The following is a 16313-nucleotide window of genomic DNA, read 5'->3' on the forward strand; positions in this document are numbered from 1 at the left end:
ATTGGTATCGAGAGGAGATGCAAATGGTATTTTTCTTGGGAATCGATGGCGGCGGCACCGGATGTCGTGCCGCATTGGCCGATGCAGAAGGGCGCATTCTGGGCCGCGGCACGGGCGGCCCCGCCAATATCAACACCAGCGTTGACGCGGCGGCGACCAGCATTATCGCCGCGACGATGCAGAGTTTGGAAAACGTTGAGGCAAGCCCGCAGGATCTGATTGCGACGCTTGGTCTGGCCGGTGGAACGATGAGCGGCGCGACAAGACGACTTGCCGAGCTTCTGCCCTTCGGCCGGACCCAGATCGTAAATGATGGCGTCATAGCGGCGCGGGGTGCGCTTGGAAGCGATGACGGGATACTTGCCGCGATCGGAACCGGCTCGGTCTATGCCGTTCAGCGCGGCAACCAGATCCGGCAAAGCGGCGGGCGCGGCTTCTTGCTGGGAGACCATGCAAGCGGCGCGGTCATGGGCCGGGAGTTGCTGTCGCGAACCCTGATGGCTGAAGACGGATTCGTCCCGATGACGCCGCTTCTGAAACAGATCTCGGCACAGCTTGGCGGGATTGAGGGCATTATCGAGTTCGGAAATACCGCGCGGCCTGCCGATTTCGGGGCTCTGGCCCCGCGTATCGTCAACTCGGACGATCCTGCCGCCCGCGAGATCTTCGAAAATGCCGTCGAACAGGTGCGCCACGCCCTGCAAACGCTTCAGCAGGACGACAATCTTCCGGTGGTGTTCACCGGCGGGCTTGGGCCGTATTATGCCGAGCGTCTTGACGGGCCGTGGCCGCTTCGAAGCTCAAAAGGCAGTGCCGTTGACGGCGCTCTGGACATGGCCATCCAGATGGGCGCTTCATCATGACAGAGTTGTTCTCGCCCGCCGCCTTCACCGATACCAAGGGCGGCCCGCTTTACGTGCAACTGCATCGCCGCATCGCCAGCGCCATCGAATCAGGTCAGTTGAAACCCGGCGACAGCCTGCCTCCGGAGCGTGAAATCGCCACCATGACCGGATTGTCCCGCGTGACCGTGCGCAAGGGTGTCGAAGCTCTGGTCAGCTCTGGCCAGCTTGTGCAGAAACGTGGCTCGGGCACCTTCGTCGCCGCCAGAATCGAGCGGATGGAGCAGGCGCTTTCCCTGCTGACCTCGTTTACCGAAGATATGCAGCGGCGCGGACGCCAGGTCGAAAGTCACTGGCTGGCCCGCGGCCTGCACGCCCCTGCCCCGGAAGAGGTGATGGCCCTCGGTCTGGGCGCAAATGACCGCGTTGCCCGGCTGGAAAGAGTGCGAAGCTCTGACGGGACACCACTTGCGATAGAACGCGCGTCGCTGCCCGCCTCAATCCTTCCGGACCCCGAAAATGTCGATGGCAGCCTGTATTCCATGCTGGAAACCCGCAAATCGCGGCCCATCCGCGCCGTTCAGCGAATCTCAGCAGTTAATCTGGAAGCGAAAGACGCCGCCTTGCTGAAAGTGCCGCTCGGCGTGGCAGGGCTGCGGATCGAGCGTGTTTCATACCTGCCGTCCGGGCAGGTCGTCGAATTCACAAGATCAGTTTATCGTGGCGATGCCTATGATTTCGCCGTCGAACTGAAACTGGCCCCGAAGGCCGAAAGGACAAGCGAATGACCCAAAGCCACATGGCCCGAGAAGTGGCCGAAATTCCGCAAACCGCCTCGCGCTTTCTGGAGAACACGCGCGACGTGGTCAGTCACGCCGCAAAAGCCCTGCGCGAGCGGGACCCGATGGTTTTCGCAACCGTCGCTCGTGGTTCTTCGGACCACGCGGCAACCTATCTGAAATATGCGATAGAGTTGCATTCGGGCATCCCCGTCGCTTCAATCGGGCCGTCTATCGCCTCGATCTACAAGCGTCCGCTGCGGATGGATCGCGGCGCATGTATCGGCATCTCGCAATCCGGTCGCAGCCCGGACATTGTGGACATGATCGGCGCCGCAGGACAAGGAGGCGCTCTGTCAGTCGCCATCACCAACCATGCCGACAGCCCGATGGCCGAGGCCGCAGGCCACTGCCTGCCGCTGGAAGCGGGCGTCGAGCAAAGCGTCGCCGCCACGAAAACCTTCGTCAACTCGGTCGTTGCCGGGCTGGCTCTGCTAGCCGAGTGGCGGCAGGATGATGAGCTTCGCGCCGCCGTCGCAGCCCTGCCCGATGCCTTCGCGCAGGCCATTTCAATGGACTGGTCGCCGCTTTCGGACCGGCTGGCGCGGGCAAGTTCCGCCTATGTGCTGGGACGCGGACCGGGCAATGCCATCGCCAACGAATCAGCACTGAAGCTGAAGGAAACCTCCGGGATGCATGCCGAGGCATACAGCGCCGCCGAGGTTCTGCACGGACCCGCCGCAATCGTTCAGGCGAATTTCCCGGTTCTGGTCCTTGGCGTCGAGGACGCGGCGCTGACTCAGGTCGTCGCAACAGCGACGCGCCTGGCCGAGCAGGGCGCGGATGTCTTCCTGACAGGTGCCGATGTTCCCGGCACCACCCGGCTGCCCTCGGTCGACGGGCTGCACCCGCTTATTGCGCCTCTGGTCCAGATTGCAAGCTTCTATGCCTGTGTCGAAGGGCTTGCCCGGCGTCGTGGCTTCGACCCCGACACGCCACCGCATCTTCGCAAGGTCACGGAAACCGTCTGATGCAGCATATTCTTTCCGGTGCACGCATTTTCGACGGTGCCGAGTTTATCGACGATCATGTGCTGGTGATCGAGGATGGTTTCATCAGCGCCATTCTTCCACGCGGTCAGGCCGGTGAACCCACCCATAGTTGCGACGGTATCATCGCGCCGGCCTTTCTTGATCTTCAGGTCAATGGCGGCGGCGGGAAAATGGTGGACTGCTCTACCGATCTGGCTGCTCTGCGCCATATCTGCGAGACACATCGCAACCTTGGCTGCGCGGGCATCCTGCCAACGCTGATCACGGATACAGCGGACGCGACGGCAAAGGTGATCGAGGCCGGTATCGCAGCAGCAGAAAGCGGCGTGCCGGGATTCCTTGGGTTGCATCTGGAGGGTCCGCATCTGGATCCCCGCCGCAAGGGTGCGCATGATCCGGCGCTTGTCAGACCGATGGAAGAGGCCGATCTTGCGCGGCTGTGCGACGCGGCCCGCACCCTTCCGATCCTGATGGTGACGCTTGCCCCGGAAGCGGTTACGCCTCAGCAGATTGCGACCCTCTCGGGTGCTGGCGCGATTATCAGCCTTGGGCATAGCGACTGCGACTATGACGCCGCCTGCGCCGCTTTCGACGCAGGGGCAAGCTGCGCTACGCATCTGTTCAACGCAATGAGCCAGATGGGACATCGCAGCCCGGGCCTGACCGGAGCGGTCCTGTCCAGAACCGAGCCAAATGCCGGGCTGATCGCCGATGGCATCCATGTGCATCCGGCGGCCATGAAAGCGGCACTCGCCGCTCGCACGGACGGCATCTTCCTTGTGACGGATTGCATGGCATTTGCCGGAACGACTCTGTCAGAAATGACCCTGAACGGCCGACCTGTCCGCCGCGAAAAGGGGCGGTTGACGCTGGCAGACGGCACCCTTGCCGGAGCGGATCTTCGCATGGACCGCGCCATTGCAACGCTTGTCGGGGATGTCGGCATTGCCCCCGAACGTGCCCTTGCGATGGCCACAGTTGAACCTGCCCGCGCCATCGGGCTGGATCATCGGTTCGGACGCCTTGCCCCGAAAAGATCGGCCGATCTGGTGCTGCTGGATGACAGCTTCACCCTGCGCGGCATCTGGGCGGATGGTGAGTGGCAGAGGCCTCTGGACTGAACCCGATGCAGCGCCCCGCGGCGCTGTATTTTCAGACGGCGGCGGCCAAGATATCCGGCCGCCGCCCTATCACGCCGGAACTCAGACCGTCCCGGACATGGTCGGATAATCCGTGTATCCCTTCGCCCCACCACCATAAAGCGTGTCGCGATCAGGCACAGCCAAAGCTGCCCCTGCCTCAAGCCGCGCGACAAGATCCGGATTCGCCACATAGGGCGCACCGAATGAGATCAGATCCGCCGCTCCGTCAGCCAGAGCCTTATCGGCCAGTTCGCGGTCATAACCGTTATTCGCGATATAGGTGCTGCGGAAAAGCTTGCGCAGCGCGGCATAATCAAACGGCGCGACATCGCGCGGACCGCCCGTCGCACCTTCGATGACATGAAGATAGACGGGCGAAAGCTTGTCCAGCTCGGCGACGATATAGTCGAAAAGCTTTTGCGGATCGCTGTCGCTGATACCATTCGCCGGAGTAACCGGCGAAATGCGGATCCCGGTCCGGTTGGGACCGATCTCACCGATCACAGCCTGCATCACCTCAAGCAGGAAGCGTGCACGGTTCTGGATGGAACCGCCATAATCATCATCCCGCTTATTGGCCCCATCCTTGCTGAACTGGTCGATCAGATAGCCATTCGCCGCGTGAATCTCGACCCCATCGAACCCGGCCCTGATCGCATTCGCGGCGGCACTACGGAAACTGTCGATCACATCCGGAATTTCGCTCAGTTCCAGGGCGCGGGGCTCTGAGACCTGCTGAAACCCGCCGTCAACGAAGGTCTTGGCATCGGCGGCAACCGCAGAAGGCGCCACCGGAGCGCGATTGCCCGGCTGCACCGAAACATGAGAGATCCGCCCGGTATGCCAAAGCTGCACAAAGATTTTTCCGCCTTTCTCATGAACGGCGTCCGTCACCTTGCGCCATCCGGCGACCTGCGCGTCGGAATAGATGCCGGGCGTGTCCTGATAGCCCTGCGCCTGCTCTGACACCTGAGTCGCCTCGGCAATGATCAGCCCGGCAGAAGCCCGCTGCGCATAATATTCGGCCGCATTCGGCCCCGGAACCAGCCCGTCCGCCGCCCGGTTCCGCGTCAGCGGCGCCATTACGACACGATTGGACAGGGTGAGGTCACCCAATTGGTAAGGTTCGAAGAGAAGAGCGTTGGACATGTCTGCACCTTATGCTTGGAGTCCTGACTTGTAGGCTGTGATCACCCACATCAACCCCAAACATGGCGAAAATCGCTATGCGCCCCGGTCGCGCTCATTCTTGGCCCAGAGATACCCGATGAAAGCGCCCTTGCAGAGCCGCAGCAGCACCAGAGTCAGCGCCGTCATCAGCACAGTCAGGACGATCAGAAATGTCAGCGGATCGGGCTCGAACAGGACCCAGCCGAAGCCGATGACCGGAATCAGCAGAAGCATGACGAACGTCATCGTGAAAAAGGCAGGACCGTCCGCCGCCGGATATTTTGCCAAAGGCGCACCGCAATGCGCACAGCTCTCAACAACCTTCAGATAGCCCTGAAAAATCCGACCTTCGCCGCAATTCGGACAGCGGCAGGAAACTCCCCGGCGAATGGCGGTGCGGCTGTCACGTACCTCGGTCATTGTCACATAATTCCCATTCCCAGAGCAGGACACAACGCTTCGTTTGCAGTACATGAAGGCCATCAAGCCTTGCTACAGAACCTTCCCGAAATTGGGCAGAGCCTTTCCCGCGACCTTCCGCCGCAGCCTGCATCCAATCCGCTAGACGCTTGCCGTGCTGTCACGAAGAATAAGCTCTACCGGCAATATCACGACATCCTCGACCGTTTCCCCTTCGATCGAGGCCAGCAGAGTCTCAGCCGCCCTCCGCCCAAGAGTTGTACGCCATTGTCGGATCGTAGTCAGCGGAGGCAGGCTGTAGCGTGCCATCTCGATATTGTCGAAACCAACCACCGAGATATCGTCCGGCACACGCAATCCAAGCTGATGCAGGCCATGAATCAGGCCAATTGCCATTTCATCATTGTCACAGAACACCGCACTTGGCCGGGGCTGCATCCTGGCAAGGCGGGCAGCGGTCTCAAACCCCGAGCGAAGGCTAAAATCCCCGTCGATGCGGGTCACATCCCGGTCAATGTCAATTCCAGCCCTGTTCACACCCTCGACAAACCCGCTTTGCCGTGAGGTCGTCAGCGTGTTTCCCGAAGGTCCACGCAAATGCAGAATCCTGCGATGCCCCAACTCTGTCAGGTGACGCGCGGCCTCGCATGCGCCGCCGGCATTATCGGCCAGAATACGGGGCGCGTTCAGCCCTCTGGTCCATTCGCAGACCTGCACAACCGGAGGACAAGAGGGCGCCGACAGCATCTCTGCCGGCACGGCACCATCCATGACAATCACCCCGTCGCAACGTGCACGGTTCAGATATGACGCCATCGTCGCCGCCGGTGCGCCATCATTCGCAGCGCGTGTATCGAGCACCAGAAGATTCAGGCCCCGCGCACGCAGGGTGGACGCTATCCCCGAAAGTATCTCCGAGAAGAAGGGATTCGCCAGATTGGGAACCAGTGCCAGAACACCGCCGACCTGTTGCTGGCGCAGATTGCGGGCCGTTACATTCACGATATAGCCGGTTTCCCGTACCGCTTCTGCGACCGCCTGCCGGGTTGCCTCGGACACCATATCCGGTTTCGACAGCGCCCGGCTGACCGTGGCGGAGGAAACGCCTGCAAGTCTGGCGACATCGTGGATTCGTGGTGCCCGGGATTGATCTTTCACAGTGTTCTTACGTGCTCATTGGAAATTCGAGCTTAGACAAAAGATAACAGTTGTAAACCATTTCATCCTGTGTCACCTCATATGTAACCGATTGCATGACGTCTTTCCGTTGGGGGGAGCATGAAGACGATCAAAGGGCCGGGGCTGTTTCTCGCACAGTTTGCGGGCGACACGGCACCGTTCGACAATTTCGATTCGATCACCGCCTGGGCTGCCGGTTGCGGGTATGAAGGTGTTCAGGTCCCGTCCGGCACGAAGTCTCTGATAGATCTGGATCAGGCAGCTACGTCCCGCGACTATGCAGACGATCTGAAAGGCCGTGCGGCGGAAAGCGGAATCCAGATCACCGAGCTTTCCGCGCATCTTCAAGGCCAGCTTGTGGCCGTCCACCCTGCATTCGATGAGGCGTTTGACGGCTTCGCACCACAGGAATTGCGCGGCAATCCGGCAGCGCGTCAGCAATGGGCGGTGGAGCAGGTCAAGAATACCATCGACGCCTCGGCCCTGCTTGGTCTGGATCGCATGGCGGCGTTTTCCGGCGCTCTGGCATGGCCCTATTTCTACCCTTGGCCGCAGCGGCCCGCCGGGCTGGTGGAAGCCGCTTTTGATGAGCTTGCGAAACGCTGGCGGCCGATACTGGACCACGCCGATGCGAAAGGGGTGGATATCTGCTTCGAGATCCACCCCGGCGAAGATCTGCATGACGGCGTGACCTTCGAAATGTTCCTCGACCGCGTGGACGAGCATCCCCGGGCGAAGATGCTTTACGACCCCTCTCATTACCTGCTTCAGCAGCTCGATTATCTGGAAAATCTGGACATTTATGCGGACCGCATCGGGATGTTCCACGTCAAGGATGCCGAGTTCAATCCGACAGGGCGGCAAGGTGCGTATGGCGGCTATCAGTCATGGATCGACCGCGCCGGGCGGTTCCGCAGCCCCGGCGACGGGCAGGTCGATTTCAAGGCGATTTTTTCGAAACTGACCGCGATGGATTTCGATGGTTGGGCCGTCGTCGAATGGGAATGCGCGATGAAGCACCCAGAGGACGGCGCACGTGAAGGGGCTCAATTCGTTCGTGATCACATTATCCCGGTCACGGATCGAGTTTTTGACGATTTCGCGGATTCCGGCGTCGATCAGGACGCCAATCTACGCATGTTGGGACTTGGAGAGCGCAAATGAACACGCATAAACCTTTAAGGCTAGGGATGGTCGGCGGCGGTGCCGGAGCGATGATCGGCAATGTGCACCGCATCGCCTCCCGGATCGACGGCGAATATGTGCTTGTCGCAGGTGCACTTTCCTCGACCCCGGAAAAGGCGCAGCAAAGCGCCGCCGAGTTGGGGATCGCGCAGGACCGCGCCTATGACGATTACGAAAAAATGGCGCAGCAAGAGGCTGCACGCGAGGACGGTATCGACGCTGTCTCAATCTGCACACCGAACTTCCTGCATGCTCCGGTCGCAAAGGCATTTCTTGCGCAGGGCATTCACGTCATCTGCGACAAGCCGATGACCGCCACTCTGGAAGAAGCGCAGGATCTGGCCGAGACGATAAAATCTTCGGATGCGCTGTTTTTCCTGACCCATAATTATTCGGGCTATCCTCAGATCCGTCTGGCGCGGGAAATGGTGGCGCGAGGCGATCTGGGAACGATACGGCTGGTGCAGGCCGAATATGCGCAGGACTGGCTGACCGAGGCCAGCGACTCGAAACAGGCCGAATGGCGCGGCGATCCGTCCAAAGCCGGTGCGGGTGGCGCGATTGGCGATATCGGCACACATGCGTTTCAGCTTGCCCGCTTCGTAACCGGCATGATCCCGGAAAAACTGGCCGCCGATCTGACCGCCTTTGTTCCCGGACGAAAGCTGGATGATAATGCGAATATCCTTCTGCGCTATGCCGAGGGCGCGAAAGGCTCGATCTGGTGTTCGCAGGTCGCGCCGGGCACGGAGAACGGGCTGAAACTGCGCGTTTACGGCGACAAGGGCGGCCTGGAATGGGCGCATGAGGCGCCGGAAACGCTCTGGTTCACGCCATTCGGCGAGCCGACCAGAAAGCTGCGCCGGGGCGGGCCGGGGACACCGGAAAGCGTCATGGCAGCCAGCCGGGTGCCGCCGGGCCATCCCGAGGGTTATCTGGAAGGCTTCGCCAATATCTACACGGAAGCCGCTGCCGCGATCCGGGCACATCAGGCAGGCGAAACCTTACCGGAACCCATGCTGGTCCCCGGTTTACAAGACGGTCTTGAGGGTCTCTACTTCATCGACGCCTGTGTCCGCTCGAATGAGTCGGACACGGCATGGGTGAAGGTCATGCCATGAACCAGCCGATCCTCAGCCTTGAAGACGTAACCAAGTCCTTCGGTCTCATCGAGGTACTGCATGGCGTCGATTTCGCCTTACGTCCTGGCGAGGTTCATGCCCTGATCGGCGAAAACGGGGCGGGCAAATCCACGACGATGAAGATTCTTGCGGGCTATCTGTCTCAGACAGGCGGTCGCGTTATCTTCGACGGCAAACCGATAGAGTTTTCGCATTCCGACGAGGCGGAGGATCTGGGGATCATCATGATCCATCAGGAATTCAATCTCGCCGAACATCTGTCTGTGGATCAGAATATTTTCCTTGGTCGTGAGTTGAAAAAAGGCTGGCGGCTGGACCACGCTGCGATGAGACAGCGCTCGGCCGAGCTGCTGTCGCGGCTGAATAGCCGCGTCGATCTTTCAGCACGGGTCGGTCGCATCTCGGTTCCCGACAAGCAGATGGTGGAAATTGCCAAAGCACTCTCACGGGATGCGCGGGTTCTGATCATGGACGAGCCGACCGCCGTGCTGACCGAGCGGGAAACAGAGATTCTTTTCGAACAGATCGAACGGCTGCGCGAACAGGGCGTCGCGATCCTGTACACTTCGCATAAGCTGGGAGAGGTGAAACGCATCGCCGACCGCGTGACTGTTCTGCGCGATGGAACGATGGTGACATCCGGTCTGGTGGAAGAATTTTCCGAACATGACATGGCCACGGCAATGGTCGGCAGAGAACTGTCAGACCTGTTCCCGCCCAAGGCGACCGGCGATAATGAGATCATCCTTGAGGTTCGTGACGTCTCGGTCCCCGGCATGGTCGAAAATGTCAGCCTGACGCTTCATCATGGCGAGGTTCTGGGAATTGGCGGCCTTGTCGGCTCGGGCCGGACAGAACTGGCCGAGGCGATTGCCGGGCTTCGTCCGCGCAGCGGGACGGTGAAGCTGAAGGGCAAGACGCTTCCTTCGGGAGATATCACCGCCGCCGTGAAGGCCGGGCTTGTTTACCTGACCGAGGACCGCAAGGGCGCCGGTCTGCTGCTGGAAAAATCGCTTCGCGAAAACCTGACCCTGCCGCTTTTGTCGGAATTCGGCAATCCGCTGATCAGCCGCAAGAAGGAAGAACAGGCGCTGACCAAGGCCATTGACGACTTCGCAATCCGCGCCCCTGACCGCAGCATGGCTGTCGGAGATCTTTCGGGCGGCAATCAGCAAAAGCTGCTGCTGGCAAAAACCCTGCTGAGCAACCCCGAAATCGTCATTATCGACGAACCCACACGCGGTATCGATATCGGAACCAAGCAGCAGATCTATCAACTGATCGCAAAGCTTGCCAAAGAAGGCCGCAGCATCATCGTGATTTCCTCGGAAATGCCCGAACTGATCGGCCTCGCCGACCGGGTGGTGGTGATGCATGCGGGTCAGGTGACCGGCGAGGCTCGCGGCAAAGACGTTAACGAGCAGCGCATTGTGAAGCTCGCAATGGGCATGGACGCACAGCACAAGGATAACGCAGCATGAGCGAGGCAACCGCGAAGAAACCCGGTGGTCGGCGCATGCGGATCGACCTTCAGACGATCGGACCCGTCGTGGCGCTGATCGCACTTGTGCTTATCGGTATCTCGCTGAGCGACAACTTCCTCAGCTATGCAAATGTGACCAACGTGCTCGCACGGTCGGCCTTTATCGGCATCATTGCAGTCGGCATGACCTTCGTCATCACCGCTGGCGGGCTGGATCTGTCGGTCGGCTCAATGGCGGCTTTTGTCGCAGGTGTGATGATCCTCGCGATGAATGCCCTGACCGAGCGTATGGGCGTGACGCTTCCCGTCGTACTGATCGGCATTGCCATAGCGCTTTTTGTGGGATTCGCCGCAGGGATGATCAACGGTCTGCTGATCACCCGCGCCGGGATCGAGGCTTTTATCGTCACGCTTGGCACGATGGGCATCTATCGCTCGCTGATTACCTGGCTGGCGGATGGCGGAACATTGTCTCTGGGTTATGAAATGGGAGAGCTTTATCGCCCGCTTTATTATGGCGGAATCGCAGGGATAAGCTGGCCGATCATCGTTTTTGCGCTTGTCGCGATCATTGGCGAAATCGCCATGCGGCATACCGCATTCGGACGCCACTGCGCCGCCATCGGGTCGAATGAGAAAGTCGCACGCTATTCATCGGTCGCGGTGCTGCGGGTGCGGCTGATAACCTATGCGCTTCTCGGGCTTCTGGTCGGGCTGGCTGTGGTGATGTATGTGCCGCGCCTCGGATCGGCATCATCTGCGACAGGGCTTCTCTGGGAGCTGGAGGCCATCGCCTCTGTGATCATTGGCGGTACGCTTCTGAAAGGCGGATTTGGCCGGGTCTGGGGCACCGTTGTCGGTGTGCTGATCCTCAGCCTGATCGGCAATATCCTGAACCTGACCGATTTCGTGAGTCCCTATCTCAACGGAGCCATTCAGGGCGTCGTCATCATTCTGGCGGTGGTCCTGCAACGCAATACGGGCCCTGCCCGCTGAACTCACTCATAAGGGAGGAAGACCATGAAGACTGCACTGATTTCCACAACCGCGTTGATCGCATCTTTCACCGTACCTGCCGCCGCGCAGACCATAGGCGTGTCGATCCCTGCCGCGACGCATGGCTGGGCCGGTGCGCTCAACTATCACGCCGAGCGCACGGTAGAGCGGCTGGAAGAAACCTATCCCGACATGGATTTCGTTCTGACCACGACATCCGATCCGGCAACCCAGGTTTCCGATCTGGAAGACATGGTCGCAACGCGTGGTATCGACGCGCTTGTCGTGCTGCCCTTCGAGTCCGAGCCTCTGACCGGGCCGATCCAGCGTATCGCGGAAAGCGGCACCTGGGTGACAGTGGTCGATCGCGGGCTGGCTCAGGAGGGGATCGAGGATCTCTATGTCGCGGGTGACAATGAAAGCTTCGGCCGCACCGCCGCAGAGTATTTCGCCGAAACGCTGGATGACGGCGCGAAGATCGTGGTGATGCGCGGCATCCCCTCGACGGTCGATAATGAGCGTGTAGACGGCTTCAACGCCGCTCTGGAAGGGTCGAATATCGAGGTTCTGGCGATGGATCACGCCAACTGGAACCGCGACAACGCCTTTACGTTGATGCAGGACTACCTGTCCCGCTTCTCGGAAATCGACGCTGTCTGGGCTGCGGATGACGATCAGGCCGTCGGAGCGCTTGCCGCCATCGAACAGGCAGGCCGCGAAGGCGAAATGATCGTGGTCGGCGGCGCGGGCATGAAGGAAATGGTCGACCGCATCCGCAACGGCGATGAGACGGTGCCGGTGAACGTCACCTATCCTCCCTCCATGATATCGACCGCAATCGAGATGACGGCCGTCGGCGTGACAGGCGCTGCTCCGATGACCGGCGAATTCATCATCACCTCCGAGCTGATCACGCAGGAAAACGCCGAAGATTTCTACTTCGAAGACAGCCCCTACTGATCTGATGATCTCTCCTGTGCGCGACATTTATTTTCGCGCACAGAGCCGCATTGATCACGGCGAAAGGCTGAACCCGCTACCGCTCAGTTGCAGCCATTCGGATCGACGCCTACTCCGCGCAGCGCCCATTCGGCCATCTCTGCCACAAGCTGTTGCGCAGCAAGATCGAATGCCGGGATCAGGTCGCGTGTGCGTGTGCCTGCCGCTTCAGTCGTGGCGCTGAACCGGCCCCGCGAAACGACCGTGGCGTCCATTTCTCGGACCAGATCCGCCACGACATCCAGCCGGATCAGCGCACCGTTTTCAGTCGTCTGGGCATTGAAATGCCTGATCTCGCTGAGCAGCGCATAATCACCCGAAATCCCCAAAGGCGCCCGCCCCACATGCGTGAAGGCACCGTAATTCCCAAGCGTTTCGACAAGCAGGCGCTGCAGGGTTACGGGAACGGTATCGCCCCAGATCGCATCCGGCAGATACTGGGTCTGCAGATCGGAGGGGCGGATCATGATGCGTTCGCTGTCCAGCGTGCCGCGCGTCTTGGGCAGTTCGATCACCAGCTCGGCGACACCGCTGCTGCGGCATGCCCCGATCCCGGCGGGCGGAGACCGTAATTCGAAAACGTCCCGGTTGGGCTCACCCTGCAACGCGGACAAGGCAGCGCAGCCCGGCAGGGCGACGGTCAGGCAAATCATCAGCAGAACAGATCTAAGCATCATGACCTCAACGGCGGAACTCGGGTGTCGGTTGTCCCTGCAGAAGCTGGGCGGGATTACGTCTCAGCGCGGAAATAAACTGATCCGCATTCGAAACCAGGCTCCGCAACTCGGTCGACAGGCGGGAGAACTGCGGCAGGCTCTCTCGGGTGAAAACCTGCACCGGCTGGCGGGAACTGTCCAGCATGACACGCAGGGATTCGAACGCAGCCGCAGCGGAATCGCCGGCATTGCTGACACTGGCGATGATCCGGGGCAGTGCTTCCGGCAGCCCGGACATGGCCTCGTTCATTCCGCCCAATGTAACGCGCAGATCGCTGAAAACCGGTCCGACCTCATCGACCACGCCGGTCACTGCATCGAAAGTCCGTGTCGCGCTTTCGGCGGCCGTGTCGAACTTGTCCAGACTGCCCTGAGCACGCTCTCCTAACGCGGCAAGGTCGGTCTTCGCGACCAGTGCGGTTTCGCGCAGGGTTGTCGTCAGCGGAGTCAGATCGTCGGTGACATAGGAATTAACCGTCGCAAGCGCGATCTCCGCCTCGCTTGCAGCATCCGAGAAACGTGTCAGCGTGGTTCCGGCAGTATCGCCCAATGTCTTGAGCTGGCTGCCGAACCCTTCAAAATCACTTGCGGCAGAGGCAATTGCCTCGGTCGCGGCGGAAATATCTTCCATCGTCCGGTTCAGATTTCCCGATGCGCTTTCGACATTTGTCAGGATCGACGCTACGCGCTGCTGATTATCCGGCCCCAGCAACTGATTAAGCTGCATCGCCAGCCGGTTCAAACGGCCCAGCAATTCCGGTGCCTGCTGCTCCAGCGATTGCAGCGCCGACCGGCCGGTCCGGATCACCGGGGTCTGATCATCGGAACTGTCCGCCAGAAACGGTGCATCGCGGCTGCCGGACGAGATTTCCACAATCGACACACCGGTCACCGCCGAGGTTTCCAGCGATGCAAGCGAATCGGTTCGGACGGGGGTATCTTCATCCACTTCCAGCCGGATCCGCACCGCATCCTCTCCGTCGGGAACGAGCGTCATATCGACCACTTCCCCGACGCTCAGACCGGCGAACAGCACCTGTGACGAGACAGAAAGACCCGCAACATCTGGAAAATACACGTCATAATACGCGAATTGGCGATTCAGCTCCAGCTTGGCGAACCACATCAGGAAACCGAGTATCCCCAGAAACCCGAAAACGGTGAATGTGCCGATCAACACGTAATTCGCTTTGGTTTCCATTTTCCTACCCGTCCTCATCTTCCGATGTCATGGCGGCGCGGGCGCGCGGACCATGAAAATATTCATGCACCCAAGGATGGTCGATCTCCAGCATTTCGGCCATCGTTCCGGTTGTCAGCACGCGCTTTTCGGCAAGAACCGCGATCCGGTCACAACAGGCGTGCAGCGTATCCAGATCATGCGTCACCAGAAAGACCGAGAGATTCATGGCATCGCGCAGGCTGACGATCAGCCGGTCGAAAGCATCCGCGCCGATCGGGTCCAGCCCTGCGGTCGGCTCATCCAGAAAGACGATCTCGGGATCGAGCGCAAGCGCACGGGCAAGCCCTGCCCTCTTGCGCATCCCGCCTGAAAGATCCGAAGGGAATTTCCCATTCGCATTGGGCGGCAACCCGGCCATCGCGACCTTGAGCCGGGCCAGAGCCTGCCGGTCCGCATCCGCAAGCCCCGGCACGGCGCGAAGCGGCACCTCGACATTCTCGCGGACATTCAGCGCGGAAAACAGCGCTCCGTCCTGAAACATCACGCCCCAGCGACGTTCGACCGCTTCGCGATCCTTGGCGCTCATTTTGCCGATTTCCTGCCCGAAGACGCGTACGACGCCCGCGCGGGGCTGGATCAGCCCGACAATACTGCGCAGAAGAACCGATTTCCCGGTGCCGGAACCGCCGACCACGCCGAGAATTTCACCGCGTCGCACATCCAGATCCAGCCCGTCATGGACAACATGATCCCCGAACTGATTGCGCAGCCCGCGCACCTCGATGACATTCGCGGCGGTCACAGGCCGATCTCCGAGAAGAAGACCGAGAACAGCGCATCCGAGATAATGACGGCAAAAATCGCGTTCACAACGGCGGTCGAGGTCATCCGGCCAAGCGATTCAGCGTCCTTGCCGACCTTCATGCCCGCATGGCAGCCGATCACCCCGATGATGATCGCGAAGACCGGCGCCTTTGACAGCCCCACTATCGCATGATCAACATTGGTTTCCTTAAGCTGCGCAAGGAACATCGCCGGTGAAATCCCCAGCGAGACCCATGACATGACGGCACCGCCAAGCAGCCCGGCGACATCCGATAAAAGCCCGAGGATCGGCAGCGTCAAAACAAGCGCCAGTACACGGGGCAGGATCAGCACCATATTGGGATCCATGCCGAGCGTGCGCATCGCGTCGATTTCCTCGCGCATCTTCATCGATCCGATAGAGGCGGTCAGCGCCGATGCCGTGCGCCCGGCAACCACAATCGCAGTCAGCAGAATGCCGAGTTCGCGAAGAATGGAAATGGCGATCAGATCGACAACGAAGACCTCTGCGCCAAATTGTCGCAACTGTGCTGCTCCCTGAAATGCCAGCACCACCCCGATCAGAAATGAGATGGTGAAAACAATCGGCACTGCCCTCAGACCCGTTTCCTGACAATGATGAATCAGCGAGGTAAAGCGGAACTCGGAGGGATGGAGCACGCAGCGGAAAAGCGCACTCAGGAAGCGCCCGAGATATTCGGCCAGCTCCTTCACGAAACTCAGAGAGCCGACGACCCGCCTGCCCGTCCGATCCAGAAATTCGCGCCAGCGGGGCGGGGCTGGCTGGTTTGCCTCTGTTTCACCAAGCGAGCCGGAGACCATGCCGATCAGTTCGGAGCGCCCTTCGCTCAGCCCCTGCAGCGCCGTTCCGGCCTGCCGGGCGCGGGCCAGATACCACGCCCCTGCCGTATCAAGCTGCGTCACTTCGGAAAGGTCGATCCGTCCGGGACGGTTTTCGGGAAGCTCGGGCAATGTCCAGACCGTCAGTGCCCCGCCAAGGCGCAGCATGTCTGCTTCCAACGACTGCGTCAGACGCACCGATTCAGGGTCTTGGAGTTTTGCAGCCTCACTCAAGATCGGCACCCTTGAACTGCGAGCATCATATTTATCAGCCAGCCAGCCAGATGCCCCATCTTGCGTTGTCCCGTCATGTTTCCGGTTATGGACTGCCCAAATCTGGCCAACCGATTATGTTCAGCA

The 16313-nt window shown here is 60.4% G+C and carries 16 protein-coding genes; 9 read left to right on the forward strand and 7 right to left on the reverse strand.

Annotated features, from left to right (window positions below; genetic code table 11):
• Nucleotides 1-23: 23 nt before the first annotated feature.
• Genes PAE61_RS14220 through nagA form a run of 4 tightly spaced genes read left to right on the forward strand, consistent with a single transcriptional unit; the run spans nt 24 to nt 3794 of the window.
• Nucleotides 24-863, forward strand: coding sequence for a glucosamine kinase nucleotide-binding domain-containing protein (locus tag PAE61_RS14220; protein WP_271113033.1), 840 nt, complete (start codon nt 24-26; stop codon nt 861-863).
• Nucleotides 860-1630, forward strand: coding sequence for a GntR family transcriptional regulator (locus PAE61_RS14225; protein WP_271113034.1), 771 nt, complete (start codon nt 860-862; stop codon nt 1628-1630). Before PAE61_RS14220 ends, PAE61_RS14225 begins: the two co-directional genes overlap by 4 nt.
• Nucleotides 1627-2652: an SIS domain-containing protein gene (locus PAE61_RS14230; protein ID WP_271113035.1), complete on the forward strand. Its 1026-nt coding sequence runs from the start codon at nt 1627-1629 to the stop codon at nt 2650-2652. The genes PAE61_RS14225 and PAE61_RS14230 overlap by 4 nt, the downstream gene beginning before the upstream one ends.
• Nucleotides 2652-3794 (forward strand): N-acetylglucosamine-6-phosphate deacetylase, encoded by a 1143-nt coding sequence (nagA, locus tag PAE61_RS14235; RefSeq protein ID WP_271113036.1) that lies wholly within the window; start codon nt 2652-2654, stop codon nt 3792-3794. Before PAE61_RS14230 ends, nagA begins: the two co-directional genes overlap by 1 nt.
• Before the next feature lie 81 nt (nt 3795-3875).
• On the opposite strand, the gene PAE61_RS14240 is transcribed toward nagA, so the two are convergent.
• The 3 genes from PAE61_RS14240 to PAE61_RS14250 all read right to left on the reverse strand — a co-directional run bounded on the left by PAE61_RS14240 (nt 3876) and on the right by PAE61_RS14250 (nt 6563).
• Entirely contained in the window at nt 3876-4964 is a 1089-nt protein-coding gene (locus PAE61_RS14240) for an alkene reductase (protein WP_271113037.1), read from the reverse strand.
• 75 nt (nt 4965-5039) lie between these two features.
• Complete coding sequence (locus PAE61_RS14245; RefSeq protein WP_271113038.1) at nt 5040-5405, reverse strand: DUF983 domain-containing protein; 366 nt, start codon at nt 5403-5405, stop codon at nt 5040-5042.
• A gap of 141 nt (nt 5406-5546) precedes the next feature.
• Nucleotides 5547-6563: a LacI family DNA-binding transcriptional regulator gene (locus PAE61_RS14250; RefSeq protein ID WP_271113039.1), complete on the reverse strand. Its 1017-nt coding sequence runs from the start codon at nt 6561-6563 to the stop codon at nt 5547-5549.
• Nucleotides 6564-6683: 120 nt separating this feature from the next.
• Here PAE61_RS14250 and PAE61_RS14255 point away from each other — a divergent pair, with 120 nt between their 5' ends.
• The 5 genes from PAE61_RS14255 to PAE61_RS14275 are packed head-to-tail and all read left to right on the forward strand — an operon-like array spanning nt 6684 to nt 12350.
• Nucleotides 6684-7748, forward strand: coding sequence for a sugar phosphate isomerase/epimerase family protein (locus PAE61_RS14255; protein ID WP_271113040.1), 1065 nt, complete (start codon nt 6684-6686; stop codon nt 7746-7748).
• On the forward strand, nt 7745-8890 hold the full coding sequence (locus tag PAE61_RS14260; protein ID WP_271113041.1) for a Gfo/Idh/MocA family protein: 1146 nt from the start codon (nt 7745-7747) through the stop codon (nt 8888-8890). The genes PAE61_RS14255 and PAE61_RS14260 overlap by 4 nt, the downstream gene beginning before the upstream one ends.
• Nucleotides 8887-10392, forward strand: a complete 1506-nt coding sequence (locus tag PAE61_RS14265; RefSeq protein ID WP_271113042.1) for a sugar ABC transporter ATP-binding protein — start codon at nt 8887-8889, stop codon at nt 10390-10392. Before PAE61_RS14260 ends, PAE61_RS14265 begins: the two co-directional genes overlap by 4 nt.
• Nucleotides 10389-11390, forward strand: coding sequence for an ABC transporter permease (locus PAE61_RS14270; RefSeq protein WP_271113043.1), 1002 nt, complete (start codon nt 10389-10391; stop codon nt 11388-11390). The genes PAE61_RS14265 and PAE61_RS14270 overlap by 4 nt, the downstream gene beginning before the upstream one ends.
• 24 nt (nt 11391-11414) lie before the next feature.
• A complete protein-coding gene (locus PAE61_RS14275; protein ID WP_271113044.1) occupies nt 11415-12350 on the forward strand; it encodes a substrate-binding domain-containing protein in 936 nt (311 codons plus the stop codon).
• Between the two features lie 83 nt (nt 12351-12433).
• Here PAE61_RS14275 and PAE61_RS14280 read toward each other — a convergent pair whose 3' ends face one another.
• Genes PAE61_RS14280 through PAE61_RS14295 form a run of 4 tightly spaced genes read right to left on the reverse strand, consistent with a single transcriptional unit; the run spans nt 12434 to nt 16121 of the window.
• The gene (locus tag PAE61_RS14280; protein WP_271113045.1) at nt 12434-13063 is read right to left on the reverse strand and encodes an ABC-type transport auxiliary lipoprotein family protein; all 630 of its coding nucleotides are present in this window, start codon (nt 13061-13063) and stop codon (nt 12434-12436) included.
• Between the two features lie 7 nt (nt 13064-13070).
• Nucleotides 13071-14306 (reverse strand): MlaD family protein, encoded by a 1236-nt coding sequence (locus PAE61_RS14285; RefSeq protein WP_271113046.1) that lies wholly within the window; start codon nt 14304-14306, stop codon nt 13071-13073.
• A 4-nt stretch (nt 14307-14310) separates the two neighbouring features.
• Nucleotides 14311-15090 (reverse strand): ABC transporter ATP-binding protein, encoded by a 780-nt coding sequence (locus PAE61_RS14290; protein WP_271113047.1) that lies wholly within the window; start codon nt 15088-15090, stop codon nt 14311-14313.
• Nucleotides 15087-16121, reverse strand: a complete 1035-nt coding sequence (locus PAE61_RS14295) for an ABC transporter permease (protein ID WP_271113048.1) — start codon at nt 16119-16121, stop codon at nt 15087-15089. The genes PAE61_RS14290 and PAE61_RS14295 overlap by 4 nt, the downstream gene beginning before the upstream one ends.
• Nucleotides 16122-16313 lie beyond the last annotated feature (192 nt).

Origin of the sequence: Paracoccus aerodenitrificans, from assembly GCF_027913215.1 — a bacterium.
Lineage (GTDB): Bacteria > Pseudomonadota > Alphaproteobacteria > Rhodobacterales > Rhodobacteraceae > Paracoccus > Paracoccus aerodenitrificans.

Coding starts and splice junctions, on each gene's coding strand:
- PAE61_RS14220 (WP_271113033.1), top strand. CDS start 24: ATGGTATTTTTCTTGGGAATCGATGGCGGCGGCACCGGATGTCGTGCC.
- PAE61_RS14225 (WP_271113034.1), top strand. CDS start 860: ATGACAGAGTTGTTCTCGCCCGCCGCCTTCACCGATACCAAGGGCGGC.
- PAE61_RS14230 (WP_271113035.1), top strand. CDS start 1,627: ATGACCCAAAGCCACATGGCCCGAGAAGTGGCCGAAATTCCGCAAACC.
- nagA (WP_271113036.1), top strand. CDS start 2,652: ATGCAGCATATTCTTTCCGGTGCACGCATTTTCGACGGTGCCGAGTTT.
- PAE61_RS14240 (WP_271113037.1), bottom strand. CDS start 4,964: ATGTCCAACGCTCTTCTCTTCGAACCTTACCAATTGGGTGACCTCACC.
- PAE61_RS14245 (WP_271113038.1), bottom strand. CDS start 5,405: ATGACCGAGGTACGTGACAGCCGCACCGCCATTCGCCGGGGAGTTTCC.
- PAE61_RS14255 (WP_271113040.1), top strand. CDS start 6,684: ATGAAGACGATCAAAGGGCCGGGGCTGTTTCTCGCACAGTTTGCGGGC.
- PAE61_RS14260 (WP_271113041.1), top strand. CDS start 7,745: ATGAACACGCATAAACCTTTAAGGCTAGGGATGGTCGGCGGCGGTGCC.
- PAE61_RS14265 (WP_271113042.1), top strand. CDS start 8,887: ATGAACCAGCCGATCCTCAGCCTTGAAGACGTAACCAAGTCCTTCGGT.
- PAE61_RS14270 (WP_271113043.1), top strand. CDS start 10,389: ATGAGCGAGGCAACCGCGAAGAAACCCGGTGGTCGGCGCATGCGGATC.
- PAE61_RS14275 (WP_271113044.1), top strand. CDS start 11,415: ATGAAGACTGCACTGATTTCCACAACCGCGTTGATCGCATCTTTCACC.
- PAE61_RS14280 (WP_271113045.1), bottom strand. CDS start 13,063: ATGCTTAGATCTGTTCTGCTGATGATTTGCCTGACCGTCGCCCTGCCG.
- PAE61_RS14285 (WP_271113046.1), bottom strand. CDS start 14,306: ATGGAAACCAAAGCGAATTACGTGTTGATCGGCACATTCACCGTTTTC.
- PAE61_RS14295 (WP_271113048.1), bottom strand. CDS start 16,121: ATGCTGCGCCTTGGCGGGGCACTGACGGTCTGGACATTGCCCGAGCTT.